Genomic DNA, 25,636 nt, shown 5'->3' with positions numbered 1-25,636 from the left:
GCGTACGTCCCCGGTGCGCACCCGGCTGCTCCCGCTGCTCATCGTCCTGATGGCGAGTGTCCTGCTCGCCCTCGGCTTCCCGCTCGCCGTCAGTGTGGCCGCCGCCGAACAGCAGCGCGTCGTGATCGACCGCATCGACGACACGGCACGCTTCGCCGCCCTCGCCCAGTTCATCACCGAGCGCACCCGCGGCTACGACGAACGGCGCCGCACCCTCCAGACCGAGCTGGAGACGTACGACTCGGTGTACGGAATCCGCGCCGGTGTCTTCTACCGCGACGACTCCGCCATGGCGAAGGCCCCGGACGACTGGCGGCTGCCCGCCGAAGGGGAGGGGCGCGCCGCGTTCAGCGAGGCGCTGCTCGGCCGCCGCAGCCACGATCCGCCCCAGGTCTGGCCCTGGCAGAACGGCCGTGTGGTCGTCGCCTCGCCCGTCGTACGCGACGGCGACGTCATCGCCGTCGTCGTCATCGACTCGCCCACCGGCCAGATGCGCGGCGACACGATCCGCGGCTGGCTGCTCATCGCGGCGGGCGAGGCGGTCGCGATGCTGGTCGCCGTCGGCGCCGCGATCCGGCTCACCGGCTGGGTCCTGCTGCCCGTCAAGACCCTGGACGCCGCCGCCCACGACATCGCCAGCGGCCGGATGCGCTCCCGGGTCGCCGCATCGGGCGGGCCCCCGGAACTCAGGCGGCTGGCCCGCTCGTTCAACGAGATGGCCGACAACGTCGAGGACGTGCTGGAGCAGCAGCGCGCCTTCGTCGCCGACGCCTCCCACCAGCTGCGCAACCCGCTGGCCGCCCTGCTGCTGCGCATCGAACTGCTCGCCCTCGAACTGCCCGAGGGCAACGAGGAGATCGCCTCCGTGCGCACCGAGGGCCGCCGCCTCGGCCAGGTCCTGGACGACCTCCTCGACCTCGCGCTCGCCGAGCACGCCGAGAGCGACCTCCGGCTCACCGACATCGGGGCCCTCACCGCGGAACGGGTCGCGTCCTGGCGGCCGGTGGCCGAGGAGAGGGGCGTGCGGCTCCGGGCCGACGGGCCGCCCGCGGTCACGGCCTGGGCGGACCCCATCGCCCTGTCCAGCGCGCTCGACGCCATCATCGACAACGCCCTCAAATTCACGCCCGCCGGCGAGGAGGTCCGCGTCACCGTCGCCTCCGGCGGCCAGGACGTCACGGTCGTCGTCGCGGACGGCGGCCCCGGCCTCACCGACCAGGAGCTGGAACGGGTCGGCGACCGCTTCTGGCGCAGCTCGCAGCACCAGAACGTGCAGGGCTCGGGCCTCGGCCTCTCCATCTCCCAGGCCCTCCTGGCGGCGGGCGGCGGCTCGCTGTCGTACGCGCGCAAGGACCCGTACGGGCTGAGCGTGACGGTCTCCGTGCCGCGCCACGACCCCAAGGGCTGAGGAGCGGGTGCGCTACGGCTTGACCGAGCGGTAGTAGCGCTTCGCCCCTTCGTGCAGCGGGAGCGGATCGGTGTAGATGGCCGTACGCAGGTCCACCAGTTGCGCCGCGTGTACCTCGCGCCCGATGCGGTCGCGGCTGTCGATCACGGTCCTCGTGAACGCCTCGGTCATCGCGGCGTCCGTGCGGTCCGTGGTGACCAGCACGTTGGCGACCGCCACCGTGGGCACGGCCTGGCCCTGCTGAGCGTTGCGATAGGCATCGGCGGGCATCACGGCCGACCGGTAATAGCGGGTGGAACCGCCCGCCGCCTGGAGCTGCTTGATCAGCGGTTCCTCCAGCGGGATCAGCCGGACCGGGAACCGGTCCGACAGATCCGCCACCGCCGTCGTGGGCAGTCCGCCCGACCAGAAAAACGCGTCGATCCTGCCCTCCTCCAGCAGCTCCGGCATGGTGTCGATGCCGACCGGCAACGGCGTCACATCGTGGACCGGATCGAGGCCGGCCGCCGTCATCAGCCGGTCCGCGACCAGCTTCACCCCGGACCCCGACTGCCCCACCGCGACCGTACGGCCGCGCAGGTCGGCCACGCTGTCGATGTCCGAGCCCCTCCTCACGACCAGCTGTATGTAGTCGTCGTACAGCCGGACACAGCCCCGCAGCCGCTCGTAGCCGGGCTTGCGGGCGCGCAGATAGGTGGCGACGGCGTCGGTGGTGGCGATGGTGAAGTCCGCCTCGCCCGCCGCGACCCTGGCCAGGTTCTGCTGCGAGCCCTCGCTCGTCTGAAGGTTTATCGACACATCGGGCAGATCCTTGGCCAGGGCCCCCTTCAGCCGCTCCCCGTAGCGCTGGTAGACGCCGCTGCGCACCCCCGTGCTGAACGACAGGCTGCCGGTGGGCGCCGGGTCGCCGAGCGGGAGCAGCCACCAGAGCAGCAGCCCGAGCACGACGGCGAGGGCGGCGCCCGCCCGCAGCGAGCGACGCCGGCCGATTCGGGACAGGGCCGGAAGCATGGCGGCGATCCTGCCAGGTCGTTCCCGGCCGTGGCCAGGGGCGTCGTCGGATCGCCCGCCCGAGACGGAGCGAGCCCGGGCACCACCTACCCTTGTCCCATGAGCAGCGGCAACCGGAGCGAAGCAGTGGACGTCAGAAAAAGCTATGAGGTGCGCACCTACGGGTGCCAGATGAACGTCCACGACTCCGAGCGCTTGTCGGGGCTCCTGGAGGACGCCGGTTACGTGCGCGCGCCCGAGGGCTCCGACGGCGACGCCGACGTCGTCGTCTTCAACACCTGCGCGGTCCGCGAGAACGCCGACAACAAGCTGTACGGCAACCTCGGCCGGCTCGCCCCCATGAAGACCAAGCGCCCCGGCATGCAGATCGCCGTCGGCGGCTGCCTCGCCCAGAAGGACCGGGACACCATCGTCCGGCGGGCGCCCTGGGTCGACGTGGTCTTCGGCACGCACAACATCGGCAAGCTGCCCGTGCTGCTGGAGCGTGCCCGCGTCCAGGAGGAGGCGCAGGTCGAGATCGCCGAGTCCCTGGAGGCCTTCCCCTCCACGCTGCCCACCCGTCGCGAGTCCGCGTACGCGGCGTGGGTCTCCATCTCCGTGGGCTGCAACAACACCTGCACCTTCTGCATCGTCCCGGCCCTGCGCGGGAAGGAGAAGGACCGGCGCACCGGCGACATCCTCGCCGAGATCGAGGCCCTGGTCGCCGAGGGCGTCTCCGAGATCACCCTGCTCGGCCAGAACGTCAACGCGTACGGCTCCGACATCGGCGACCGCGAGGCGTTCTCCAAGCTGCTGCGCGCCTGCGGGAAGATCGAGGGCCTGGAGCGCGTCCGCTTCACCTCGCCGCACCCGCGCGACTTCACCGACGACGTCATCGCCGCCATGGCGGAGACGCCGAACGTGATGCCGCAGCTCCACATGCCGATGCAGTCCGGTTCGGACCGCGTCCTCAAGGCGATGCGCCGCTCGTACCGGCAGGAACGCTTCCTCGGGATCATCGAGAAGGTGCGGGCCGCGATGCCCGACGCCGCGATCTCCACCGACATCATCGTCGGCTTCCCCGGCGAGACCGAGGAGGACTTCGAGCAGACGATGCACGCGGTCCGCGAGGCGCGCTTCGCGAACGCCTTCACCTTCCAGTACTCCAAGCGGCCCGGCACCCCCGCCGCCGACATGGACGGCCAGGTCCCCAAGGAGGTCGTCCAGGAGCGCTACATGCGCCTGTCCGCCCTCCAGGAGGACATCTCCTGGGAGGAGAACAAGAAGCAGGTCGGCCGCACCCTGGAGGTCATGGTCGCCGAGGGCGAGGGCCGCAAGGACGGCGCCACCCACCGGCTGTCCGGCCGCGCCCCCGACAACCGCCTGGTCCACTTCACCAAGCCGGACCAGGACGTCCGCCCCGGTGACGTGGTGACCGTCGAGATCACCTACGCCGCCCCGCACCACCTGCTCGCCGAGGGCACCCCGGTCGCCGTGCGCAGGACCCGCTCCGGCGACGCCTGGGAGAAGCGGAACGCTGCCCCGGCCGCCGCGCCGGCCGGCGTCATGCTCGGCCTGCCGGGCATCGGTGCCCCGGCACCCCTGCCCGCGACGGCGGCCCCGGGCTGCGGCTGCGACTGAGGCACGGAGCGCGACTGAGGCACGGGGCGCGACTGAGGCACGGGGGAGGCGGCGGCCCGGCGCGGCCGCCCCGGGCCGCGGCACCGGTGTGACGGCCCGGCCCGGGCGGCCGGGGGAGTGGCCGCAGTACGCTGCCGACCATGCTTGTCGCCGCCGCTGTCTGCCCCTGTCCGCCGCTGCTCGTCCCCGACGTGGCCGCCGGTGCCGCACCCGAGCTGGACGACGCCAGGAGGGCGTGCACCGACGCCCTGGGCGTCCTCGCCGCCTCCCGGCCCGACCTGCTCGTGGTGATCGGCCCGGCCGGGCTCGCCGGGCGGGGCACCCACCCCGAGGGGGCCGTCGGCGGCTTCCGGGAATTCGGCGTCGATCTGGAGGTCCGGCTCGGCCGGGACCGGGGAGAGCGCGACGGCCGCCCCCTCCCGCCCTCGCTCGCGGTGGGCGCCTGGCTCCTCGCCCGTACGGGGTGGGCCGGCGCCCCCGTGGAGGCCCTGGGCGTGGGCGAGCCGCTGGAGACCGCGCGCTGCACGGAGACCGGGCGGGAGCTCGCCCGCCGGGCGGACCGGGTCGCCCTGCTGGTGATGGGCGACGGCAGCGCCTGCCGCACGCTGAAGGCCCCGGGCTACCTGGACGAGCGCGCGGCGGCGTTCGACGCGGAGGCCGCGCGGGCCCTGGGCGCCGCCGACCCGGAGGCACTGGCCGCGCTGGACGAGGCACTCGCGTACGAGCTCAAGGCCGCGGGGCGTGCGCCCTGGCAGGTGCTGGCGGGCGCGGCGGAGGGGGCCGGTCTGGACGGCCGGCTGCTGTACGAGGACGCGCCGTACGGGGTGGGCTACCTGGTCGCCGCCTGGTCCTGACGTCGCGGGGACACACGGAGGGCCCCGGAGCGGTCGCCGCTCCGAGGCCCTCACGCGTTCCGCCGTCAGGCTGCGGGCGGGGGCGGCGGCGTGCCGCCGTCCTTGTTCGCCAGCTTGTCCACCGCGTCCTTGGCCTTCTGCCGGCCCGTCACGATCTTGTCGCTGTACTTGCCCTTGGTCTTCTCGTCCACCGTCCGGGCGGCCTTCTCGAGCCCTTGGTCGATCTTGTCCCCGTGCTGCTGCGCGAGGTCGCTGACCTTCTCCTTCGCCGGAGCCAGCTTCGCCTTCACTTGGTCCATGAAGCCCATCGGGCACCTTCTCCGCTCGGAAACTGTGAGAAATAACCCATATGTACAACCACTGTACGGGGAAGACCGCACTGTCGCGTCACCTTCCCCGCCCGGGCTTCCCTCATTCGGGATACGCGGCGCAGGTTTGAGGGAGACTGAGCCGGTGACAAGCTCAGCTCCCACACCCCGGGTCATCACCGTCGTCGGTCCCACCGCAGCAGGTAAGTCCGACCTGGGGGTGTACCTCGCCCAGCAGCTCGGCGGCGAAGTGATCAACGCCGACTCCATGCAGCTCTACCGGGGCATGGACATCGGCACCGCCAAGCTGACGCACGCCGAGCGCGCCGCCGTCCCCCACCGGCTGCTGGACATCTGGGACGTCACCGAGACCGCCAGCGTCGCCGAGTACCAGCGCCTCGCCCGCGCCGAGATCGACCGGCTCCTCGCCGACGGCCGCACCCCGGTCCTGGTCGGCGGCTCCGGCCTGTACGTGAAGGGCGCGATCGACGCCCTGGAGTTCCCCGGCACGGACCCCGGCATCCGGGCCGCGCTGGAGGCGGAACTGGACGAGCACGGCTCCGGAGCGCTGCACGCCCGGCTCGCCGCCGCCGACCCCGAGGCCGGCCGCGCGATCCTGCCGAGCAACGGCCGGCGCATCGTCCGCGCCCTGGAGGTCATCGAGATCACCGGCAAGCCGTTCACCGCGAACCTTCCCGGCGACGACGCGGTCTACGACGCCGTCCAGATCGGCGTCGACGTGGAGCGCCCCGAACTCGACGAGCGCATCGCCCTGCGCGTCGACCGCATGTGGGAGGCGGGACTCGTGGACGAGGTGCGCGGCCTGGAGGCGCAGGGGCTGCGCGAAGGGCGTACCGCCTCGCGGGCCCTCGGCTACCAGCAGGTGCTCTCCGCGCTGGCCGGCGAGTGCACCGAGGACCAGGCGCGCGCCGAGACCGTGCGCGCCACCAAACGCTTCGCGCGCCGTCAGGACTCATGGTTCCGGCGCGACCCGCGCGTCCGATGGCTCAGTGGTGCCGTGCAGCACCGCGGGGAACTCCCCAGCCAGGCGCTGGCGTTGATCGAACGAGCGGTTACAGCCTGATCGCATGAGGGGAGAACGACGTGCAGCAGGCACAGGCAGTGCGGCGTCGACGCGGGTCAGGAGGAGTCCCGGGTTGCGCGTTTTCGTCGAATTCCGACGCGAGGAAGAAGTCCTTGCGGATGGGTGCTGACCTCTCACTGACTTTGGTGATGGGTAGTTAGTCAATTGGGGGCGGGGTCTGGGACCTTGCTGCACGACCCCTCCCTGCGGTTCTTAGCTCTGGGGGATTAACCATGATGCGTGGGATCGCCGGTTTGGCTGACCGGCGATCCCGGGCTATATTGCCTGACCCTGAGTGAGTGTGTGGTTGGCTTGTCTGTTTCGTTTGGACAGCTGTCGCGCCAGTCGGCACCAACCCGGTGATCGTTTCCGGTCAGAGCACTAGCTTGGCTGAGCTCCACGGCTTGGGTCTTGTAGCCGTTGCCGGCCCGAGATTTAGAGGTCGCGCAGATGGGCGCGCGGCGCCCTTGTCAGCGAAGCCGGCACAGATCTTGGTGATCCTGGAGTTGCAACGCTGTGTGATCAACGGGGAGACCTGCGCCTGTTCCGCCATCATGGGTGACCGAACCGCTCTGGGACCGACTTGCCACGCTGTTGCCTGAGCGGTCGGCTTACGTCCCGGCCCATCCGCTGGGCGCCATCGCCCACGTATCAGCGACCGGATCATTACCAGATGGCCGGGCCGGTCTTGTCGAAGAAGCCGCCGGTCGGGCCGTCGGCGTCGATCGAGGCCATGCGGACGATGATCTCCGCGCCCTCCTCGATGGTTTGGGTGCCGTGGTGGCCGTTGAGGTCGGTGGCGGTGTAGCCGGGGTCGACGGCGTTGAACCGGATGGCGGGGAACGCCTTGGCGTACTGTGAGGTGACCATGACCAGCGCGGTCTTGGAGGAGTTGTAGTCCAGCATTGTCACCTGGAACTCCAACCGGCTGGGGTCGGCGCACGCCGCCAGCGAGCCCAGACCGCTGCTGACGTTGACGACGACCGGGGCGTCGCTTGCTTCCAGCAGGGGCAGGAAGGCGTGCGTGACGCGCACGACGCCGAAGACGTTCGTGTCGTACGTGGCCATCATGTCGGCCCCGGTGACCTCGCCGACTGGCTTGCGCGCGCCCACGATCCCGGCGTTGTTGATCAAGATGTCGAGGCGGCCGGCGTCCGCGCGGACGAATTCGGCGGCGGCTTTGGCGGAGTCCTCGTCGGTGACGTCGAGCTGAACGAAGCGGGCGCCGAGCCTCTCGGCCGCCGTTCGGCCGCGGTGTGCATCGCGTGCCCCGACATAGACGGTGTGCCCGGCCTCGATCAAGCGGCGAGCCGTCTCGAAACCGAGGCCCTTGTTCGCTCCGGTGATCAATGTGGTGGTCATGTGCTCACTCCGATGGTGATCGGTGGGTCGGTGATATCTCCACCGTCGGCGCACCGCAGACGAACAGGTAGTGCCCGCCTCAGCCAGCGGACCAGCAGTACCAGGCTGTCCGGGCACAGCGGCGCGATACTGGGAGGGTGAGCGAATCCAGGGAACTAGGCAGAGCCCTGCACGGCTGGCGGGACCGGATCGCCCCTGCCACGGTCGGACTGCCCGCGGGCGGGGTACGTCGGGCCGCCGGACTTTGCCGCGAGGAACTGGCCCAGCTTGCCGGCCTGTCGGTGGACTACATCACCCGCCTGGAACAGGGCCGGGCTACGTCCCCGTCGGCACAGGTCCCGTCCGCGCTGGCCCGTGCCCTGCGGCTGTCGGTAGCCGAGCGTGAATACCTGTTTCTCCTCGCGGGCCAGCCGGCGCCGGTCCCGGGCAGCTGCCGGCCCACATTCCACCTGGGGTCCGAAGGCTGCTCGACCAGCTGGAGGGCTCACCGCTGAGCGTGCATGACGCCGCCTGGAACCTGATTCTGTGGAACCCGTTGTGGGCGGCCCTGTTCGGAGACCCGTCCGCGTTGCGCGGACGCGAGCGCAACATCGTCTGGCGGCACTTCGCCGGTCTGCCCAGCCGGGTCAGCCACACCCCTGAGCAGGAGGCCCGGTTCGAGGCGGCCGTGGTCGCCGATCTCCGGGCGGCGACCGCCCGCTACCCGGCCGATGCCGGCCTACGCTCCCTGGTCAAGGACCTGCGGGGTGCCAGCACCGACTTCGCACGCCTGTGGGACACGGGCATCGTGGGGGTCCATGAGTCGGACACCAAGACCGTCCAGCACCCCGATGCTGGCGCAATCACATTCGACTGTGACGTGCTAACGGCTCCCAGCAGCGATCTGCGCATCGTCGCCTATACCGCCGCTCCTGGCAGCGATGCCGCCGACCGGCTCCGGCTCCTGAACGTCATCGGCACCCAGACCATGACCGAAGACAGCACCCCGGGATAGCAGTCGGCGGGCGCACTCGACCCCCGTGGCCCGCAGCCGGCGCACCGACCACCGACGACAGACAGCTCGCTGTCAACGCCAACGAGGGGCTGCCAGGCAGGCGTGCTCTCATGGGCGGCAGATCGGGCGTTCGTCGCAGCGGTGGGTCGTCCATGCCCGTCGAATCAGACTACGAAAGGTGATGACGGAGTCGGCCAGGTCGAAGAAAGCGTCGATGGCAGTCCCCCCGGCGCTTATAGCGGCGGGCGAGGCGGTAGAAGGCGTTCTGCCAGGCGTGGGTCCTATCGCATGCCGCCTCTGACTTGCCTGGATCGGTGCTTTGTACGTCGAGCCCATCTCTCCCGTTGCCCGCTGCCCCTGTCGACCTTCATGGTGAACGGAATCTCGGTCGTCACTCAGTGTTACGCACCTGTTCGCCCAGCAGCCGTATGGGAACGGGCTGTGCCGCCGTGCCGGTCGGCCCTGCGCTGCCGGTCGGCGGGGCCGCCGTGGTGTCGAGAAAATATGAAGCCCAAGTTTGCAAGCCTGGGCTGTGAAGGCTAGCCTTAAGGTATGAGTGAAGCTGAGAACCAACCGGCCGAGGTGCCAGGTGTCCGTGAGACGGCCAATCGGCTGCGGATGGCCATCGGTGCGTTCAAGCGCCGTATCCAGGAGGTGACGACCGTTGATGAGCTCACCAACCCGCAGCTCACCGCTCTGTCACGGCTCGACCGGCTCGGCCCGATGACGATCTCCGACCTAGCCAGGCGCGAGCAGATCACCCCGCAGGCGATGGGGGCGACCATCGCGAGCCTGGAGGAACTCGGCTTGGTCTCGCGCAGCCCGGACGCGACGGACAGACGCCGTTCGACTCTGAGCCTGACCGTGGACGGTGAGGTGGCTGTCCACTCCGGACGCAACGCCGTGGTCGACAAGGTCACAGCGGTCCTCCAGGAGTCCTTCGCCGACGCGGACATCGAAACCCTCTCCGCTGCTGCGCCCCTGATCGAGCGGCTCGCGGAACGTCTCTAGCATCAATTTCCCCGCACCACCGGGAGCCTTCATGTCCGCACCATCCGGGGCCCGCCTCTCCGTCGCGAACCGCGAAACCGCGATCCCGCAGGAGCGCGCGTTCTCGTGGCGGTTCACCACACCCCTGTTCATCGGCTCGGCCCTCAACCCCATCAACAGCTCCCTGATCGCCACCGCCCTACTGCCGATCGCGCACGGAATCGGCGTGCCGATCGGCCAGACCGCGGCGTTGGTCACCGCCCTCTACCTGGCCAGCGCGATTGCTCAGCCCACCGCAGGCAAAGCCGCCGAGGTCCTCGGACCGCGCCGGGTATTTCTGGCCGGGACCATCCTGGTCGCCGCCGGTGGACTGCTCGGCGCATTCGCCCAGAACCTGATCACCCTTCTGATCAGCCGCGTCTTGATCGGACTGGGCACCTCCTGCGCCTATCCCACCGCCATGCTCCTCATCCGGCGTCGGGCTCACGATGCCGGACTGGACAAGCCACCGGGCGGCGTACTCGGCGGTCTGCAGATCGCCGGCATCGCCACCGCGTCCCTCGGCCTCCCGCTCGGCGGCGTCCTGGTTGGTGGGCTTGGCTGGCGCTCGGTCTTCCTCATCAATGTGCCGGTCGGGCTGATAGCCGTCGCTGCGACCCTCGTCTGGGTCAGGCCGGATGGGCCGCTCAAGCACCCGCTCCGACCGCGCGAGGTGGCCGTCCGCCTGGACATCGCCGGCATCACCGGGTTCGCCGCCGCGATGATCGCCCTGCTGCTGTTCCTGTTCTTCCTCCCCATCGCGCACTGGTACCTGCTGGGCATTTCCGTCGTGCTGTGGACCGCCCTTGTGCTGTGGGAACTGCGCGCTTCAGCCCCCTTCCTCGACGTGCGGATGCTCAGCTCCAACAAACCGCTCTCCCGCACCTACCTGCGCTTCGGCCTGGCCCTGCTCTGCCAGTACGTGGTGCTGTACGGCATCACCCAGTGGGTCGAGAGCGTGCGGGGCCTCAGCGAAACGCAGGCTGGCCTGCTGCTGCTTCCGATGACGCTGGTCTCCGGCCTGATCATCTCGCCGGTCGCGCGACGCAACCTGGTCCGCGGACCCGTCATCGCCGCCGCGATCGCCTGCGTGATCGGCTCGGCCGGGGTGCTCGTGCTCAGTGCATCCGCCTGGATCGGCTGGGTAGTGATCATCACCCTCTTCTTCGGCCTCGTGGTGGGTTTCGCCGCTGCGGGCAACCAGACCGCCCTGTACGCCCAGGCGCCGCCGGACCAACTCGGCACCGCCTCTGGACTGCTGCGCACCTTCGGCTACGTCGGCTCCATCGCCTCCTCAGCCATCACCGGACTCGTCTTTCACACCAGCGTCAGTGACCCTGGCATTCATCTGATCGCCTGGATCATGATCGGCGTCAGCCTGGTCCTGCTCCTGGTCTCCGTCCTCGACCGCACCCTCCCGGGCAGGACCGCCAGGTAGAACCCACCGGGACCTGCATAGCGAATCGCCCGGTTGGCCAAGCCCAATCAACAATCAGCTCAGCAGAGAGAGAACGCACCCATGATTGCCCCCCTCGCCCCAATCGACACGGCCCGTACCGCTCTGGTGCTGATGGACTTCCAGCCCGGCGGCCTGGGGATGTTCCCTAACTCCGAGACGCTGCTGGCCCGCGTCGGCGACGCGCTCGCCTGGGCTCGCAAGACGCAGGTCCAGGTCTGCTTCGTGCGCGTCGCCTTCACCGAGCAGGACCACCAGGCAATCCCCCCGCACAACAAGACCTTCGCCCCCGTGGGACAGCACAAGCTCTTCGGCGCCGACACCCCCGAGACGCAGGTCCACCCCTGGCTGGACATCCGAGAGGAGGACCTGGTGGTACGCAAGACGCGCGTCGGCGCCTTCAGCACCACTGACCTTCACACCCGCCTGCACGCCCGGGGCATCGACACGCTGATCCTCGCCGGTATCGCCACCTCCGGCGCCGTGCTCTCCACACTGCGGCACGCCGCCGACGCGGACTACCGCACCTTCGTGCTCGCAGACGCCACCGCCGACCCCGACGCCGAGACACACCGGGTCCTGACCGAGAAGATCTTCCCGACCCAGGCCGACGTCATCACTACCTCAGACCTGCCCGCCCTGGCGGTCTAGCCAGGAGGTGCCACCCACCTCCCTCGGCTGGTGGATCACAGGATGCGTCAACTCACCATGAGCTTGTCCGACTTGTGCGGAGGTGCGATCAACGCTGTGCTCCGAGGTGTCCTGGTCTCGCCCTGGCCCTCGACCTCACGGTTGCCGCCAGGCGCTACATCGCTCCCACCCGCACTCGTCAGCGCACCACGAGAAGCGGCGCCCGAAGCCATAGGAGGTGGCTCCGGGCGCCGCTTCGACTGTATGGCCCGTGCTCGCGGGGGAAAATCAAGCGGCAAACCAACGCGGTCCGGCACAGCGGCGCCCGGCACATGGTCGTCGACCTCCATACGCCACGACCCGCGGCATCGGAGTCACTCTGGCCAACCCCGGCATGATCGACCCACCGTTCTGGACAGGCACCAGCATCCCCTCCTTCGCCCTGCCGCCCCGGCCCATCGCCGAGGCCATCTACTACGCCCTCGACCAGCCCACAGGCGTCGATCTCAACACCCCGACCGTCCGGCCGATGGGCGAGCCCGTCTGACCGGGACTGTCGCATATCAGGGCCCTTGTCCTCAGCCTGATCATGGGTGTCGGTCCGGATCGCCAACCCACCCGTGATACAGAAATGAGGCGTCGTCCGGTGGCGCCCGCCGCCGCTGAGTCACCGGTCTGCGTGAACCGCGCGAACGGGTCGGAAGACTGTTTCGTTGCGGGGGACGGCGTTGTGCCAGGCAAATGAGCGTTGACGACGTCCTGGGATCCGTTCTCGTGACGGAAAGCCGGGAGGGTGCTGCCGGAAGGCGTCCTCATGCTCAAGGATCTACCGTCTTTCGTATGCACAGCACACACACCGTGGGTCTCAGGGGATGCCCGCTGGATCATCGATGCGGGCATCACCGAGGCGGAGCGTATCGGTCCCCTCAGCAACATCGCCGTCGCGGACACAGGCGGCAGCCTGGTCGCTCACGCACGGATGGACGGATCCCAGCTCGGCAGCATCGAGCACTCCATCGACAAGCCGCACACCAGCGCTCTGGTGCGGTCCTCCACCGGCGATCTGGCCCGGACTCCGAGCCGGGCGGGCAGTTCTGGGGCATGGCGCTGTCAGGGCTGGACCGAGAGCTGCTCCTCCCGGGCGGGGTACCGCTCAGGGGCGATGGAGAGGTGGTGAGTGCGGTCGGCGTCCACGGCGCCTCACCGGATCAGGACAGCGCTGTGGCCAAGGCCGCGGCCTTTTAGGCAAGCCGGTCGCGAATCCGGCGGCTGGGCGGGGGCATCCAGGGACCGGTGCCGGGAACAGGCCCGGCACCAGCACAGGAAGGCTCATCCACCATGGCGGGACCGATTCTCATCACCGGAGCGGGCAGCGGCTTCGGCAAGGAGGTTGCGCTGCGGCTCGCAGCGGCCGGGCACCAGGTGATCGCAGGAGTGGAGATCATCGCCCAGGTCAGCGCGGTGCGCGCCGACGCGCGGGAGCAGGGTGTCGAACTGCGCGTGGAGAAACTCGACGTCATCGATCCCGGCGACCGCGAGAGGGCCTGGTCCTGGGACGTCGAGGTCCTCCTCAACAACGCCGGTGTCTCCGAGGGTGGTGCCACCGCTGATATCCCTGAGGAGCGGCTGCGCCGCCAGTTCGAGGTGAACGTCTTCGGGCCTGTCCTGCTCACTCAGGGCATCGCCCGTCGGATGGCGGCGCGTCGCAGGGGGCGGATCGTCTTCATGTCCTCGGTCGCCGGACTCACCGTCGACCCGTTCACCGGTGCGTACGCCGGATCGAAGCACGCGGTGGAGGCGTTCGCCGACGCGCTGGACCAGGAGCTGGCCGAGTTCGGCGTCACGGTCGCCACAATCAACCCCGGCCCGTTCTTGACCGGCTTCAACGACACCATGTTCGAAACGTGGAAGGAATGGCGCGACGACCCCGCCGACCGCCTCTACGACTACGCCGAATTGTCCTTCCCGCACGAGCAGTACGACCCGGAGCCGGTCATCGAGCGCACGGTACGCGTCCTGCTCGGCGAGGAGAGCCGCTACCGCAACCTGCTCCCCGAAGAGATGGAGCCACAGGCCCGCCGGCAAGTCGACGCCCTGTGGGACCGGAAGCTCAACGACGGCAGCCGCCCCGCCCTCGTGCAGAAGGCGTATGACATCAGTTCGGCCACACGGGTTCGGGACTGACTTCCTGCAGACCCGAGAAGGCCGTCAGCCGTCGTTCGGGACTGTTGCGCGCGTCCACGTCTGGCGGCTTGGCTGAATTTCGATCTGGATCACCTGACCGCCATCGACCACCTCCTCGATGACCACAGCGACGCTTATAGGGGGGTGATGTGGTCAACGAGCCCTCTCACTACCGCTACGACCGACTTCGGACCAAAGCCGATCGCTTCACGGTCTCGGTCCACGCCTCTCTGAGCTGCATGTTTGCACCGGATGGTGTCGAGTGGTTTGCGACACCATCCCATTCGGTGGCGATCTGGCTGCGCAGGAAGCGGTTTGGCTGAGCGTTTTTACTTTGTCGCGCCCTGGGCGAAGCCGTTGTAGATGTAGCGCTGGAGGAACAGGAAGATCACCAGCGTGGGGACGATGACGAGGACGGCGCCGGCCGAGATGTTCTCCCAGTGGGCTCCGAAGGGCCCCTTGAAGCGGAACAGGGCGGTGGAGACTGTGCCGAGTTCCTCCGACGGCATGTAGAGGAAGGGGATGTAGAAGTCGTTGTAGACGGTGATCCCCTTGATGATCACCACGGTCGCGATCGCCGGCTTGAGCAGCGGGAAGATGATCTTGCGGTAGATCGTGAACGAGTTCGCTCCGTCCAGCCGCGCGGCTTCGTCCAGCGAGACCGGGATGCCGCGGATGAACTGCAGGAAGATGTAGATCGAGACGATGTCCGTGCCCATGTACAGCAGGATCGGTGCCCAGCGGGTGTCGAACAGGCCGAAGCTGTTGACGACCTGGAAGGTGGCGACCTGTGTGGTGACCCCGGGTACGAGGGTGGCGATGAGGAAGAGGGCCATGACGAGCTTCTTGGCCCGGAAGTCGAAGCGGTCGATGGCGTAGGCGGTCATCGAGCCGATGAGCACGGTGCCGGTGATGGAGAACAGCAGGATGAACGCGGTGTTGCCGAAGGCCGTCAGCATGTGGCCGTCGGAGAACGCGGTCGCGTAGTTGTCGAAGTTCAGCCAGTTGCCCGGGAGCGAGAGGGCGCCGCCGTCGGTGGCTTCCGAGGAGGTCTTCAGTGAGGTGAGGAAGACGACCGCGAGCGGGAGGACCACCACCAGGGAGGCCACGACGAGCGATACGTAGACGAGTGTCTGCCCGATCCGGCCGCGCAGGCGGACGCGTCGCCGGCTGGGTGCGGTGCGGGTGCGGCCCGCGGTTTTCGGGGCCGAGGTCTGCGGGGCCGTGGTCATACGAGGTCCACCTTTTCGTCGGGCACGAGCCGGCGCTGGATCCAGGTGATCAGCAGAATGATCAGCAGCAGCACCACGGCGGCCGCCGATGCCAGCCCGGTCTTGTTGAACTGGAACGCGAGTTTCACGGTCTGGATGACGAAGGTCGAGGTGCCGGTCGCACCGCCGGTCATGATCCAGGGAATCTCGAATACGGCGAGCGAGCCGGAGATCGCGAGGATGACGCTCAGGCTCAGTACGGGCCGGATGCTCGGGGCGATGATGTGCCGGAACTGCTCCCACTTGTTCGCGCCGTCCAGTTGCGCGGCCTCGTACAGCTCGCCGGGAATGGACTGGATGGCGCCGAGGAAGAGCACGAAGTTGAGGCCCGTGTAGCGCCACACCGAGACGCCGGCGAGTGAGGTGTTGGCGGAGGTGGGGTCGCCCAGCCAGGCGTGGTCGGGGTTCTGGCCGAACCAGGACAGCACGGTGTCCAGGGTGCCGCCGTCCTGGAAGAAGTACAGGAAGACGAAGCCGATGGCGACGCCGTTGATGAGGTAGGGGAAGAAGAGCAGCCCTTTGAACAGGTTGCGGAACCGCAGGTCGAAGCTGAGCACCGTGGCGAAATACAGCGCGATCACGATCTGGACCGCGGATGCCGCCAGGTAGTAGAAGCTCACGAAGAACACCCGGAAGATTTCCGGCCGGGTGAAGATCTGGACGTAGTTGTCCGCTCCGGTGAAGTTCCGGTCGGGGCTGACCCCGTCCCAGTCCGTGAAGCTGTAATAGATCATGTTTCCTACGGGCACGTAGGTGAACGTGATCAGGAGGGCCAGGGGCGCCACCAGAAACAGCCAGGGCGTGGCACGGCGGAGCGACCAGCCCCGGGTGCCGCGTGTCCGTGGGCCGAAGCCTTTGGGGGAGGTGCCGCGCCGGTGGGGCGTCGCACGGTGCGTTTTCACGCTCACCGCCTCGGTCGTCTCGGTCATGTCGGGCCTTTCGTCGTCCGCGTCGGTCATGCGGGTGTGCGCGGGACGGCCCCGGCCGGTCTCCCCCCGGCCGGGGCCCGTGCCGGGTCAGGAACCGGCGGTCTTCGCGGCGTCGTTCCACTTCTTGTTCAGCTCGCCGAAGTAGCTCTCGGCGTTGCCCTTCTGCGCCCCGCGGGCGATGTCGATCAGCTTCTGCCGGTAGTCGGGCTTGTTGAGGCCGATCTCGGCGGCGTTGTCGATGTCGTTCACCGCGCCCGTCTTGCGCTCGGAGCGCTCGACGAAGGTGACATCGTTGTCAACGAATTCCTTGAGGGTTTCGGGCATGGGGGCCGTCTTCAGGGTGGGGACGGCTCCCTCCTTGGCGGAGTAGCCGGACTTCTCCGTGAACCAGTCGATCCAGGCCCGGGCGGCTTCCTTGTGGTCCGAGTGGATGTTGACGGCCTGCTGGTAGTCCGAGACGAGCGTCGCGCACTGCTGCCCCTCGTCCTGCTGGACGGGGACGGGCATGTAGCCGATGTCGTCGGGGTTCTTCCCGGCCTTCTCGGCCGCGTCGCGCATCTGGCTGATGGCCCAGGAGCCGACCATCATGGAGCCGATCTCGCCCTTGGCGAGCTTGCTCTTGGACGCCTCCCAGTTGGTGGTGCTGGGGTCCTTCTCCGAGAGGCCGTCCTTGACGATGTCGAAGAGCAGGTGGTCGATCACTCCCAGTTCGCTGCCCGACTTCCAGGGCGAGACGGCGCCTGCCAGCTTATTGTTGGCCTCCTTGTCGCACGTGACGGAGCCGATGTTGGCGGACCACTGGACCAGGGGCCAGCCGTCCTTGAAGTTGGTGTAGTAAGGGGTCGACCCGGTCTTCGCCTTGACCGTCTTCAGGTCCGCGATGAACTCCTCCGGGGAGTTCGGCCAGGCGGTGATGCCGGCCTTCTTCCAGAGGGCCTTGTTGTAGACGAAGCCGTTGGCCGTACCGAACTGGGCGATGCCGTAGGTCTTGCCGTTGACCTCCGACTTGTCGCTGAAGCGGTACTTGCTCGCCATTTCGATGGACGAACCCAGCGGCGCGAAGAACTTGGGGTAGTCGTTCTTGGCGACCGCCGCCGGGATCATCAGGACATCACCGTACTTGTCCGTGTTCATCCGGATCTTGACTTCGCCCTCGTAGTCGGTGAGGCCCTCGAACTTCACCTTGATCTTGGGGTAGACCTTGTTGAACTCCGCCGCGTAGGCCTTCATGGCCCCGCTCTTGATCAGGTCCGTCCGCTGAGTGAGGACCGTGATGGTGCCGCTCGCCTTGCTCGCGTCAGCGGGGGCGGATGCCGTCTCCGTGGACGGTGAACCGCTGCCGCTGCAGCCGGTAACCGTCATGGTCGCGATGGCCAAAAACGTACCTGCGAGTGTCCTGGTCTTCCCCATGTGCCCTGCTCCTTTGGACGGCGGCTCGGGTCTGCGCCGGATGTCGGCACTATGACAGGGAAGGAGTGAACCGGTAAAGCACTTGTTTCCCCGGCGATGCCGAATCGTTACTGACAGGCGTTGGCGTGCAGGTCACGCGTACTCGAAGAATCCTGCGTGTTACCGATGCGTGACTAGACCGGTTTATAGACAGTGATCGATCTGCGGGCTAAGTTGTGCCGCGTCGTACATCTGTCAGCGTGCGTACTGGGCCGATTGGAGCCGCACATGAAGGACATCACCCCACTCACCGAAGGCTGGACCCTGCGTCACGGTCAGGATCAGCTCCCGGCTCGGGTCCCCGGCTGTGTCCACACCGATCTGCTCGCAGCCGGAGTCATTCCGGACCCGTTCCTCGACCGCAACGAGACCGAGGTCTCCTGGGTCGGCCGGCGTTCCTGGACCTACACCACCGACGTGTCCCACGAGAGTGAACACGAGCGCACCGACCTCGTCTTCGAGGGCCTGGACACCGCAGCCCGGATCGCATTCGACGGCCGGGAACTAGGGACCACCCGGAACATGCACCGCACCTACCGGTTCGACGCCACCGGGCTGACAGGCCGTCTGGAGGTGCACTTCACCTCCGCGTACGAGGAGGCCGAGGCGGTCCGCGCGATCACTGGGGACCGCCCCAACGTGTATCCCGAGCCCTTCCAGTACATCCGCAAGATGGCGTGCGGGTTCGGCTGGGACTGGGGCCCGACGCTCGTCACCGCCGGCATCTGGCGCCCCGTACGACTTGAGCACTGGTCCACCGCCCGCCTCGCCTCCGTCCGCCCCCTCGTCACCGTGGACGAGGACCGCGGCAGCGTCGAGGTACGCCTCCGGGTCGAGCGCACGGAGGCCGGGACCGCAACCGTCCTGCGAGCGCGGGCCACGGTGGCCGGCGAGGAGGCGGAGGTCCGATTCGAGGGCGACGAGGCCGTGCTTCGACTGACCGTGGACGGCCCGCAATTGTGGTGGCCGCGCGGGTACGGGGACCAGCCCCTGTACGACCTCGACGTCACCCTGCTCGACGACGCCGGTCCGCTCGACACCTGGCACCGGCGCATCGGCTTCCGCACCGTCGAACTGGACCGCACCCCCGACGAGCACGGCACGGGCTTCACCCTCGTCGTGAACGGCGAGCGGGTCTTCGCCCGGGGCGTCAACTGGATCCCCGACGACGTCTTCCCCTCACGCATCACCCCCGAGCGCTACCGCACCCGGCTGCGCCAGGCGGCCGACGCCAACGTCGACCTGGTACGCATATGGGGCGGCGGCATCTACGAGGACGAGGCGTTCTACGACGCCTGCGACGAACTGGGCCTCATGGTCTGGCAGGACTTCCTCTTCGCCTGCGCCGCCTACCCGGAGGAGCAGCCCCTGCGGGGCGAGGTCGAGGCCGAGGCGCGTGACAACGTTGTCCGCCTCATGCCGCACGCCAGTCTGGTCCTGTGGAACGGGAACAACGAGAACCTCTGGGGCTTCCGCGACTGGGACTGGGAGCCCGGCCTGGCCGGTGACTCCTGGGGCGAGGGCTACTACCTCGGCCTGCTGCCCCGTATCGTCGCCGAACTCGACCCCACCCGCGTCTACAGCGCGGGCAGCCCCTGGTCCGGATCGTGGGACCACCACCCCAACGACCCCGACCACGGCACCTACCACTCCTGGGAGGTGTGGAACCGCCAGGACTACGCCGAGTACCGCGCGAACGTCCCCCGGTTCGTCTCCGAGTTCGGCTGGCAGGCCCCGCCCGCCCTGGCCACGCTCCGGCGCGCACTGCCCGGCGAGGACCTGGCCCCCGACTCGCCCGGCATGCTCCACCACCAGAAGGCCGAGGACGGCAACGGCAAGCTCGACCGCGGGGTCGCCCGCCACTTCGCCCTGCCCGAGGGCGACTTCGACCGCTGGCACTACCTGACCCAGGTCGTCCAGGCCCGCGCCGTGGCCGCCGGCATCGAGCACTGGCGCTCCCACTGGCCGGTCTGCGCGGGCACCGTCGTCTGGCAGCTCAACGACTGCTGGCCGGTCAGCTCCTGGGCCGCCGTCGACGGGGACGGCCGCCTCAAGCCGCTCCACCACGAGCTGCGGCGGGTGTACGCGGACCGGCTGCTGACCCTGCAACCCGCGGGCGCGGGCGACGAGGGACCCGTGCTCGCGGTGATCAACCAGTCCGCCGCGCCCTGGCGCACCGAGGTGACCCTGCGCCGCGTCGAGGCCGGCGGGGCGGTCACCGCTCACGGCGCCCAGGAGGTGACGGTCGCGCCGCGCTCCGTCGTACGGCTTCCCGTGCCCGCCGGGCTCCTGCCGGCCGGTCGCAGCACCACGGAGTTCCTCGTCGCCGACGCGGACGGCCTGCGGGCCACCTGGTTCCCGGTCCCCGACAAGGAGTTCAGCTACGTACAGCCCGCATTCGATGTAGTGGTGGAACCCGTCCCGGGCAGCGGCAGTAAGCTTGACGTCGTGGTCAACGCGCACACCCTCGTCAGGGACCTTCTCCTTCAGGCGGACCGGCTGAGCCCCAGCGCGTTCGCCGACTGCGGTCTTACCACCTTGCTGCCAGGTGAGCAGGTTCGGATCCGAGTCGACGGCTGTGGCGACGTGACCGCCGACGACGTGCGGGCCGCCCTGTTCTGCGCGGATACGAAGTGAACAGTCCGGCACGCGTCACCATCAAGGACGTAGCGGCCCGGGCCGGAGTCTCCAAGGGGGCCGTGTCCCTGGCCTTCAACAAGAAGCGGGGCGTTTCGGAGGCCACCCGCGAGCGGATCTTCGAGGCTGCGAAGGAGCTGGGGTGGGCGCCGAACCTCACCGCGCGCAGCCTCTCCAGCCAGCGGGTGGACATCGTCGGCCTTGCTCTGTGCCGTCCGGCCAGACTGTTGGGCCTTGAACCGTTCTACATGGACTTCATCTCAGGTATCGAGAGCGTCCTGGCCGAACGGTCGTACTCGCTGCTTCTGCGGCTGGTGCGGGATCTCGACGAGGAGATCGACCTCTACAAGTCCTGGTGGCGCAGCCAGACGATCGCCGGGGCCATTTTGGTCGACTTCCACGAAGACGATCCGAGGGTCCCAGCGCTGGAAGCCATCGGGTTGCCGGCGGTGGCCGTCGGGCATCCGTCTCTCACCGGTTCCTTTCCCGCGGTGTGGACCGACGACGCCACGGCCGCAGCTGAGGCCGTCCGGTACCTGGCGGCACTCGGCCACCGGCGCATCGCCCGCGTGGGAGGTCCGGTCAGTCTCGGCCATAGCGCCATCCGATCCAGCGCCTTCACGGCCACGATCCGGGAACTGGGGCTGGAAGAGGGCCGGCAGCTTACGACAAATTTTGACGGGAGCGAGGGAGCGCGGGCCACTCGCTCACTGCTGATGTCTGCTGACCGTCCGACGGCCATCGTGTACGACAACGACATCATGGCCGTGGCGGGAGCAGGGGTCGCCGCGGAGATGGGCTTCGTAGTCCCTGACGACGTCTCGCTGCTCGCCTGGGACGACTCTCAGTTGTGTCGGATCACGCATCCCACGCTGTCGGCCATGAGCCATGATGTGCACGGCTTCGGGGCCCAGGTGGCGCGCACTCTGTTCGCCTTCATAGAGGGTGCGCACACCGGCCCCATACAGGTGCCGACCCCGTCCCTCACTCCGCGCAGTTCCACCGCACAGGCACCCTCCCGGAGCTGAGGAGGACATCTGCGAACACTGCGGCCTCCCCGCCGGGACCGGGCGGGGAGGCCGCAGTGCTGTCCGGTGCGGGGAGGCCGCGGATCGGGGGCGCGGAAAGAGAGAGCTCCTCGCCGTGCGAAGCCTTTCCGCTTGCTGTGACGACGAGGAGGGGATCAGCCCGTGGTGCAGGTGACACCGTTGAGGGTGAAGGAGCTGGGAACTTCGTTGGCGGAGGCCGAGGAGGATCCGGTGATGCCGAAGTTCACCGAGCTGCCGGCCGGGATGCTCTCGGTCCAGGACGTGTTCGTAACCTGGACTGACGAGCCCTCCTGGCTCAGCTCGGCGTTCCATACGGCGTCGACGCTCGACACACTCGGGAAGAGGAACCGGAGCTGCCAACCCTTGATCGCGGTGGTGCCCGTGTTGTGGACGGTGACGTCTGCGTTGAAACCGCTGCCCCAGTCACTCAGCTTGTAGGACACGTGGCAGGACCCGTCTTTGTACACGCTGGCCTCACGCGCGGTTTCCTTGACACCGTTGGGGCCGTTGAAGAAGCGGTTGCCCCACGTAGTCAGCCGACTCGCGTCGAAGTCGGTCGCCATGTCCAGGTACTCGACCCCGCCGCCGTTCCCGCTCCAGGACCAGCCCATGTAGCCGATGCCCAGTTGCTGAGAGGTTGCCATGATCGCGTCCTCGTCGGGGTCGCCGTCCGAATGCGCGTCGCCGAATTCACCGACGACGATCGGCAGCTTTCGTGAAACGAACTGGTTCAGGTAGTCCTGTACCTCGGCGGCGGTGTCGTACACGCCGTACATGTGGATCGAGAATACTGTGTTCTTGTCGGGATCGGAGGCGAATACCGAGGCGGCGTTATCGCGCATGGTGCCGGACCAGTCCTGGCCCCAGTTCGGGGCGTCCACCATGATGGTGTGCTTGAATCCCGCGATCCGCATGCTTTTGACGGCAGCGGCGGTTCCGGAAGTCCAGTTCTCGTATCCGGTGTTTCCGTAGGGCTCGTTGCCGAGGTTGAGGATGATGTACTTCTCCTGTCCCTCGACCGCGCTCTTGATTCCCTTCCAGTAGTCCACCGCGCGGGACAGCGGGGCTGCTGCGCCGGCTTCGCCGTATCCCGTTGTGTCGTGGGCCTCAAGGACGCAGACAAGACGGCTGGCCTTGCACTGTGCAACAACGGCTGCGACGTCTGCGGTGTCGTTCTTGGTCCATTGGTCGCCCGTACTCAGGACCACACGGGCCGAATTGGCGCCGAGGGCCTTGATGTCCTTGAGCGCCTGCGGAGTCCTGGCTGTGTACCAGGTGTGCGCGTGGCTGACCCCGCGCAGGACGAAGTCCTTGTTGTTGGCGTCGAGCAGACGGCCGTCGCTGACGTGGAACCCGGTAGAGACCTCTGTCGCCTGAGCCGTGGAGGGCACGGTCAGCGTGACAGCCGTGATCGCCAGCAATGCTCCCGCTGCGGTGGCCAGCGTCCTTTTCATGTCTTACTCCCGATGTGGTGGCGTGCTCACGAAAGGGGACGGATTCCCGTCGGCGCGACACGCTCTGCCGAGTGGCGAGCTCTTCTGGCCCCGGACTTTCTCCGCATGAGCGGCAGATAGTCGTCTTCCGAAATCTGTTCCATTTAAAAGGAAGGATGTCGCCGGGGTGTGAGAATCCTCGTTGGCCGGGAACATAGGCGGCTCTCACCGGCCAACGAGGAGATTGGCTGCCCGTAAACGCTCGGGTGGAGAGCGTTCCAGTGTCCCCTGAGTGTGGGAAGTTCGGGCAACTGGAAGAGAGATTAGAGGCGCGGGAGCGGGGTAGCAACCTTTTTGGGAAAGCCGGTTGAGTTTAGCTTTGTTTTAATTGGTGGTTGTGCCGCGCCAGTGACTCACGGGAAGCTCACGTCGACGGTGGCGCGGTAGACGGTCCCCCTCCCTGTGACCGTCACCTGTTCGCCGGCCGGTGCGTAGACCGAACTGCCGACGGGCAGCGGCAGTTCGCCTTCCGGGCCAGTGACGGAGACTGCGCCCGCTGTGCACAGGAGGATCTGTGGGGCGAAGGCGTCGAGCTTCACGGCGCCCCCATGCCGACCAGGCCGGAGGACCGACAAGCGGAAATCGTCCACGGGGGTGGCAAATACCTCTTCGCCTGTTGCCGTGGCCGTGGGCCGCAAAGCGTGTACGGGAGCTGCGGAGAAGGCGATCACGCGGAGGAGTTCCTGGGAGTCCACGTGCTTCGAAGTCAGCCCGCAACGCAGGACGTTGTCGGAAGCCGCCATGACCTCCACTCCCAGGCCCCGTATGTAGGCATGCGGGATTCCGGCTCCGAGGAACAGCCCCTCGCCCGGCGCGAGACGGAAGTGGTTCAGCATCAACGCTGGCAGCAGCCCGGGGTCTCCCGGGTGCGCCTTCGCGATGGAGTAGTAGCTGTCGAAGGCAGCTTGGTAGGGGCCGGACCTTCGTGCTTCGCGCGCCACAGCACGTGTGATGGCATCCACGAGCGAGGGCCCTTCGGCCAGGAATGCCGAGAAGACCTGTCGCAGCGCGGTCTCCTCCGGCGCCGACCGCAGCGTCGCGCAGTGCTGATCCAACAGGTCAACGTTCAGCGCACTCAGCAGTCCGGCACAGTCCGAGGGGGTGCGGAAACCGCAGAGACCCTCGAACGGGCCGAGCGCGACGATCATTTCAGGCTTGTGGTTGCTGTCGGGGTAGTTGCGGTGCGGGGCGTCGAGGGGGACCCCTTGAGCGTTCTCCCGCTTGTGGCCGGCGGCGGCCCCGGCCAGATCCGGGTGCACTTGGAGGGAGAGCGGAGCCTCCGCTGCCAGCAGCTTGAGCAGGAAGGGGAGGCGCGGACCGAAGCGCCGCAGGACGTGCTCACCCAGTTCGGCAGCCGGTTCCTCTTCGATGACCTGGTCAAGAGGCCGACTCGCCCCGCGTCGACGGACTATGGACGGGGCCGTCGGATGGGCTCCCATCCACTGTTCGGCCTGTGGTGCACCGTCCGGTTCGACTCCGGTCAGCTCCGCGATGGCTGTGGTGGATCCCCAGCTGTAGTTGCGAATGGTGTTGATCATGCGGTCCATACGGTGGTCCCCTCACGGGGCTCCGCCGACCGGACCCCATGGTCGCGGCGCAGCCCCCATGACTCTCTTCGTGAGCTCTACGGATGAAGCAATGCGGAAAGGGCTACGGACGCGTCCCCGCCGCCAAGACGGAGGCGCCCGGCTGCGAAGATGCGACAGCCGCCGCCCCTATGAGACCGGCGTCAAGGGCCAGGAGTGCCGGCACGACGGCCAATCCTCGGGTGAAGTCGAGAACCGCATAGTCGGCCATGTGCCGGCGCAGGGGGGCGAAAAGCGTGTCGCCTGCCTGCGCTACACCACCGCCGACGACTACGATGTCCAGTTCGACGATGGCCGCTGTCGCCGCAATGGCCGCCGCCAGTGCCTGGGCCGCCCGCTCGTATGCTGCCAGCGCCTGGGGGTTCCCCGCCCGGGCCGCTTCAGCGACCGCAGCCGCAGTCGGGGCCACCCCCTCCGGCGCGGACCACCCAGCCGCTTGCGCCTGTGCGGCTATTGCCGTACCGCTGGCAAAGCCCTCGACGCAGCCGGGAGCGCCGCAAGGGCACAGCGAACCGTCCAGGTCAACCGTGATGTGTCCGATGTGGCCGGCGTTCCCCGTGCGGCCGGTGTGGGGCCGACCGTTGAGGATCAGGCCGCCCCCCACCCCGGTGGACACCACCATGCACAGCGCGTTCTCGAACCCTCGCACCGCCCCCAGCCAGTGCTCCGCCGCGGCCATTGCCACCGCATCCCCGGTCAATACCGGCCTCAGCCCCACCGGCAGCCGTGGGTGGGCGGCCACCTCGTCGACCAGTGGAAAGCGCCGCCAGGCAGGGATGTTGACCGGGCTGACCGTGCCTGCGGCCGTGTCGACCGGACCCGCACTTGCGATACCGAAGCAGGCCATCTCGTCCCACATCGGGTGGGCCGCCAGCTCGTCGACCACACAGGTCACCGCCGCCATGAGCTCACCGGCGGACTCCCGTGCCGGAGTCGGCCGCTGCGCACGCACCACCACCGTGCCTGCGCCGTCCACGAGCGCTCCGGCGATCTTCGTGCCGCCGATGTCCAGTGCTGCGTACACAGTCACGTCACACACCTTTCTTAGCAATGGGATTCGTCATTCCGGAGGACACTCTGACCCGTCATGACAACGTTGTCTAGTAAACGGTTTAGTTAAGGTCAAGGTTTAGTAATTCAGGCGTATGGAGTGGAGCCCGCGCGAGGTGCGGCCGAGCCGGGGGGGGGGGGGCGGGGGGTGCCCCACCCCCCAGCGCGGGCGCCGCCCGCGGTACCCCGGCGGGGGGGTGTGGTGGGGGGGGCGCCGCCCCAGCCCGCGAGG

Annotated in this window: 20 protein-coding genes and 3 pseudogenes; 13 read left to right on the top strand and 10 right to left on the bottom strand. The window is 68.3% G+C overall.

What is annotated here, in order from left to right; translation table 11 throughout:
- Window positions 1-13: 13 nt before the first annotated feature.
- Entirely contained in the window at window positions 14-1,408 is a 1,395-nt protein-coding gene (locus ACFUJY_RS06315; protein ID WP_383295283.1) for a sensor histidine kinase, read from the top strand.
- Window positions 1,409-1,420: 12 nt separating this feature from the next.
- Here the strand turns inward: ACFUJY_RS06315 and ACFUJY_RS06310 are convergent, their stop codons facing one another.
- Window positions 1,421-2,419, bottom strand: coding sequence for a TAXI family TRAP transporter solute-binding subunit (locus ACFUJY_RS06310; RefSeq protein WP_383295280.1), 999 nt, complete (start codon window positions 2,417-2,419; stop codon window positions 1,421-1,423).
- 99 nt (window positions 2,420-2,518) lie between these two features.
- Here ACFUJY_RS06310 and miaB point away from each other — a divergent pair, with 99 nt between their 5' ends.
- Both miaB and ACFUJY_RS06300 read left to right on the top strand, forming a co-directional pair.
- On the top strand, window positions 2,519-4,039 hold the full coding sequence (miaB, locus tag ACFUJY_RS06305) for a tRNA (N6-isopentenyl adenosine(37)-C2)-methylthiotransferase MiaB (protein WP_383295277.1): 1,521 nt from the start codon (window positions 2,519-2,521) through the stop codon (window positions 4,037-4,039).
- 140 nt (window positions 4,040-4,179) lie between these two features.
- Entirely contained in the window at window positions 4,180-4,893 is a 714-nt protein-coding gene (locus tag ACFUJY_RS06300; RefSeq protein ID WP_383295274.1) for a class III extradiol dioxygenase subunit B-like domain-containing protein, read from the top strand.
- Window positions 4,894-4,958: 65 nt separating this feature from the next.
- Here ACFUJY_RS06300 and ACFUJY_RS06295 read toward each other — a convergent pair whose 3' ends face one another.
- On the bottom strand, window positions 4,959-5,201 hold the full coding sequence (locus ACFUJY_RS06295; RefSeq protein WP_383295271.1) for an antitoxin: 243 nt from the start codon (window positions 5,199-5,201) through the stop codon (window positions 4,959-4,961).
- A 145-nt stretch (window positions 5,202-5,346) separates the two neighbouring features.
- On the opposite strand from ACFUJY_RS06295, the gene miaA reads away from it, so the two are divergent.
- Entirely contained in the window at window positions 5,347-6,285 is a 939-nt protein-coding gene (miaA, locus tag ACFUJY_RS06290) for a tRNA (adenosine(37)-N6)-dimethylallyltransferase MiaA (protein WP_383295268.1), read from the top strand.
- A 666-nt stretch (window positions 6,286-6,951) separates the two neighbouring features.
- Here the strand turns inward: miaA and ACFUJY_RS06285 are convergent.
- Window positions 6,952-7,647 (bottom strand): SDR family oxidoreductase, encoded by a 696-nt coding sequence (locus ACFUJY_RS06285; RefSeq protein WP_383295265.1) that lies wholly within the window; start codon window positions 7,645-7,647, stop codon window positions 6,952-6,954.
- Between the two features lie 137 nt (window positions 7,648-7,784).
- Between ACFUJY_RS06285 and ACFUJY_RS06280 the strand changes: the two are divergent.
- A pseudogene (locus ACFUJY_RS06280) lies at window positions 7,785-8,641 on the top strand (helix-turn-helix domain-containing protein).
- A 108-nt stretch (window positions 8,642-8,749) separates the two neighbouring features.
- On the opposite strand, the pseudogene ACFUJY_RS06275 reads toward ACFUJY_RS06280, so the two are convergent.
- Window positions 8,750-8,962, bottom strand: a pseudogene (locus tag ACFUJY_RS06275) (IS5/IS1182 family transposase); the annotation flags it as partial.
- A 231-nt stretch (window positions 8,963-9,193) separates the two neighbouring features.
- Between ACFUJY_RS06275 and ACFUJY_RS06270 the strand changes: the two are divergent.
- From ACFUJY_RS06270 to ACFUJY_RS06245, 6 genes and pseudogenes are all read left to right on the top strand, one after another.
- Window positions 9,194-9,652 carry a MarR family winged helix-turn-helix transcriptional regulator gene (locus tag ACFUJY_RS06270; RefSeq protein ID WP_383295262.1) on the top strand — a complete coding sequence of 153 codons (459 nt, stop codon included), beginning with the start codon at window positions 9,194-9,196 and terminating at the stop codon, window positions 9,650-9,652.
- 31 nt (window positions 9,653-9,683) lie between these two features.
- Window positions 9,684-11,108, top strand: a complete 1,425-nt coding sequence (locus tag ACFUJY_RS06265) for an MFS transporter (RefSeq protein WP_383295259.1) — start codon at window positions 9,684-9,686, stop codon at window positions 11,106-11,108.
- Window positions 11,109-11,189: 81 nt separating this feature from the next.
- Complete coding sequence (locus ACFUJY_RS06260; protein ID WP_383295256.1) at window positions 11,190-11,777, top strand: cysteine hydrolase family protein; 588 nt, start codon at window positions 11,190-11,192, stop codon at window positions 11,775-11,777.
- A gap of 373 nt (window positions 11,778-12,150) precedes the next feature.
- Window positions 12,151-12,303: an oxidoreductase gene (locus tag ACFUJY_RS06255; protein ID WP_383295253.1), complete on the top strand. Its 153-nt coding sequence runs from the start codon at window positions 12,151-12,153 to the stop codon at window positions 12,301-12,303.
- Between the two features lie 267 nt (window positions 12,304-12,570).
- A pseudogene (locus ACFUJY_RS06250) lies at window positions 12,571-13,001 on the top strand (heme-binding protein).
- 93 nt (window positions 13,002-13,094) lie between these two features.
- Window positions 13,095-13,940 carry an SDR family oxidoreductase gene (locus tag ACFUJY_RS06245; RefSeq protein ID WP_383295250.1) on the top strand — a complete coding sequence of 282 codons (846 nt, stop codon included), beginning with the start codon at window positions 13,095-13,097 and terminating at the stop codon, window positions 13,938-13,940.
- 329 nt (window positions 13,941-14,269) lie between these two features.
- On the opposite strand, the gene ACFUJY_RS06240 is transcribed toward ACFUJY_RS06245, so the two are convergent.
- The 3 genes from ACFUJY_RS06240 to ACFUJY_RS06230 all read right to left on the bottom strand — a co-directional run bounded on the left by ACFUJY_RS06240 (window position 14,270) and on the right by ACFUJY_RS06230 (window position 17,550).
- On the bottom strand, window positions 14,270-15,172 hold the full coding sequence (locus ACFUJY_RS06240; protein ID WP_383295247.1) for a carbohydrate ABC transporter permease: 903 nt from the start codon (window positions 15,170-15,172) through the stop codon (window positions 14,270-14,272).
- Window positions 15,169-16,140, bottom strand: a complete 972-nt coding sequence (locus ACFUJY_RS06235; RefSeq protein WP_383295244.1) for a carbohydrate ABC transporter permease — start codon at window positions 16,138-16,140, stop codon at window positions 15,169-15,171. Before ACFUJY_RS06235 ends, ACFUJY_RS06240 begins: the two co-directional genes overlap by 4 nt.
- Before the next feature lie 87 nt (window positions 16,141-16,227).
- Window positions 16,228-17,550 (bottom strand): ABC transporter substrate-binding protein, encoded by a 1,323-nt coding sequence (locus ACFUJY_RS06230; protein ID WP_383295241.1) that lies wholly within the window; start codon window positions 17,548-17,550, stop codon window positions 16,228-16,230.
- Window positions 17,551-17,817: 267 nt separating this feature from the next.
- Here ACFUJY_RS06230 and ACFUJY_RS06225 point away from each other — a divergent pair, with 267 nt between their 5' ends.
- Together ACFUJY_RS06225 and ACFUJY_RS06220 are read left to right on the top strand one after the other, a co-directional pair.
- The gene (locus tag ACFUJY_RS06225; RefSeq protein ID WP_383295238.1) at window positions 17,818-20,226 is read left to right on the top strand and encodes a glycoside hydrolase family 2 protein; all 2,409 of its coding nucleotides are present in this window, start codon (window positions 17,818-17,820) and stop codon (window positions 20,224-20,226) included.
- On the top strand, window positions 20,223-21,254 hold the full coding sequence (locus ACFUJY_RS06220) for a LacI family DNA-binding transcriptional regulator (RefSeq protein ID WP_383295235.1): 1,032 nt from the start codon (window positions 20,223-20,225) through the stop codon (window positions 21,252-21,254). The genes ACFUJY_RS06225 and ACFUJY_RS06220 overlap by 4 nt, the downstream gene beginning before the upstream one ends.
- Before the next feature lie 155 nt (window positions 21,255-21,409).
- On the opposite strand, the gene ACFUJY_RS06215 is transcribed toward ACFUJY_RS06220, so the two are convergent.
- From ACFUJY_RS06215 to ACFUJY_RS06205, 3 genes are all read right to left on the bottom strand, one after another.
- Complete coding sequence (locus ACFUJY_RS06215; protein ID WP_383295232.1) at window positions 21,410-22,729, bottom strand: cellulase family glycosylhydrolase; 1,320 nt, start codon at window positions 22,727-22,729, stop codon at window positions 21,410-21,412.
- 392 nt (window positions 22,730-23,121) lie between these two features.
- Complete coding sequence (manA, locus tag ACFUJY_RS06210; protein ID WP_383295229.1) at window positions 23,122-24,315, bottom strand: mannose-6-phosphate isomerase, class I; 1,194 nt, start codon at window positions 24,313-24,315, stop codon at window positions 23,122-23,124.
- 103 nt (window positions 24,316-24,418) lie between these two features.
- Complete coding sequence (locus ACFUJY_RS06205) at window positions 24,419-25,384, bottom strand: ROK family protein (RefSeq protein WP_383295226.1); 966 nt, start codon at window positions 25,382-25,384, stop codon at window positions 24,419-24,421.
- Window positions 25,385-25,636: the final 252 nt, after the last annotated feature.

The organism is Streptomyces sp. NPDC057249 (assembly GCF_042669245.1).
Lineage (GTDB): Bacteria > Actinomycetota > Actinomycetes > Streptomycetales > Streptomycetaceae > Streptomyces.
This window is presented reverse-complemented; position numbering and strand designations above follow the sequence as displayed.

Bases quoted from the DNA above. Each gene is read 5' to 3' on its own strand.
- ACFUJY_RS06310 (WP_383295280.1), bottom strand. From the start codon at position 2,419: ATGCTTCCGGCCCTGTCCCGAATCGGCCGGCGTCGCTCGCTGCGGGCG.
- miaB (WP_383295277.1), top strand. From the start codon at position 2,519: ATGAGCAGCGGCAACCGGAGCGAAGCAGTGGACGTCAGAAAAAGCTAT.
- ACFUJY_RS06300 (WP_383295274.1), top strand. From the start codon at position 4,180: ATGCTTGTCGCCGCCGCTGTCTGCCCCTGTCCGCCGCTGCTCGTCCCC.
- ACFUJY_RS06295 (WP_383295271.1), bottom strand. From the start codon at position 5,201: ATGGGCTTCATGGACCAAGTGAAGGCGAAGCTGGCTCCGGCGAAGGAG.
- ACFUJY_RS06285 (WP_383295265.1), bottom strand. From the start codon at position 7,647: ATGACCACCACATTGATCACCGGAGCGAACAAGGGCCTCGGTTTCGAG.
- ACFUJY_RS06270 (WP_383295262.1), top strand. From the start codon at position 9,194: ATGAGTGAAGCTGAGAACCAACCGGCCGAGGTGCCAGGTGTCCGTGAG.
- ACFUJY_RS06265 (WP_383295259.1), top strand. From the start codon at position 9,684: ATGTCCGCACCATCCGGGGCCCGCCTCTCCGTCGCGAACCGCGAAACC.
- ACFUJY_RS06260 (WP_383295256.1), top strand. From the start codon at position 11,190: ATGATTGCCCCCCTCGCCCCAATCGACACGGCCCGTACCGCTCTGGTG.
- ACFUJY_RS06255 (WP_383295253.1), top strand. From the start codon at position 12,151: ATGATCGACCCACCGTTCTGGACAGGCACCAGCATCCCCTCCTTCGCC.
- ACFUJY_RS06245 (WP_383295250.1), top strand. From the start codon at position 13,095: ATGGCGGGACCGATTCTCATCACCGGAGCGGGCAGCGGCTTCGGCAAG.
- ACFUJY_RS06240 (WP_383295247.1), bottom strand. From the start codon at position 15,172: ATGACCACGGCCCCGCAGACCTCGGCCCCGAAAACCGCGGGCCGCACC.
- ACFUJY_RS06235 (WP_383295244.1), bottom strand. From the start codon at position 16,140: ATGACCGAGACGACCGAGGCGGTGAGCGTGAAAACGCACCGTGCGACG.
- ACFUJY_RS06230 (WP_383295241.1), bottom strand. From the start codon at position 17,550: ATGGGGAAGACCAGGACACTCGCAGGTACGTTTTTGGCCATCGCGACC.
- ACFUJY_RS06225 (WP_383295238.1), top strand. From the start codon at position 17,818: ATGAAGGACATCACCCCACTCACCGAAGGCTGGACCCTGCGTCACGGT.
- ACFUJY_RS06215 (WP_383295232.1), bottom strand. From the start codon at position 22,729: ATGAAAAGGACGCTGGCCACCGCAGCGGGAGCATTGCTGGCGATCACG.
- manA (WP_383295229.1), bottom strand. From the start codon at position 24,315: ATGGACCGCATGATCAACACCATTCGCAACTACAGCTGGGGATCCACC.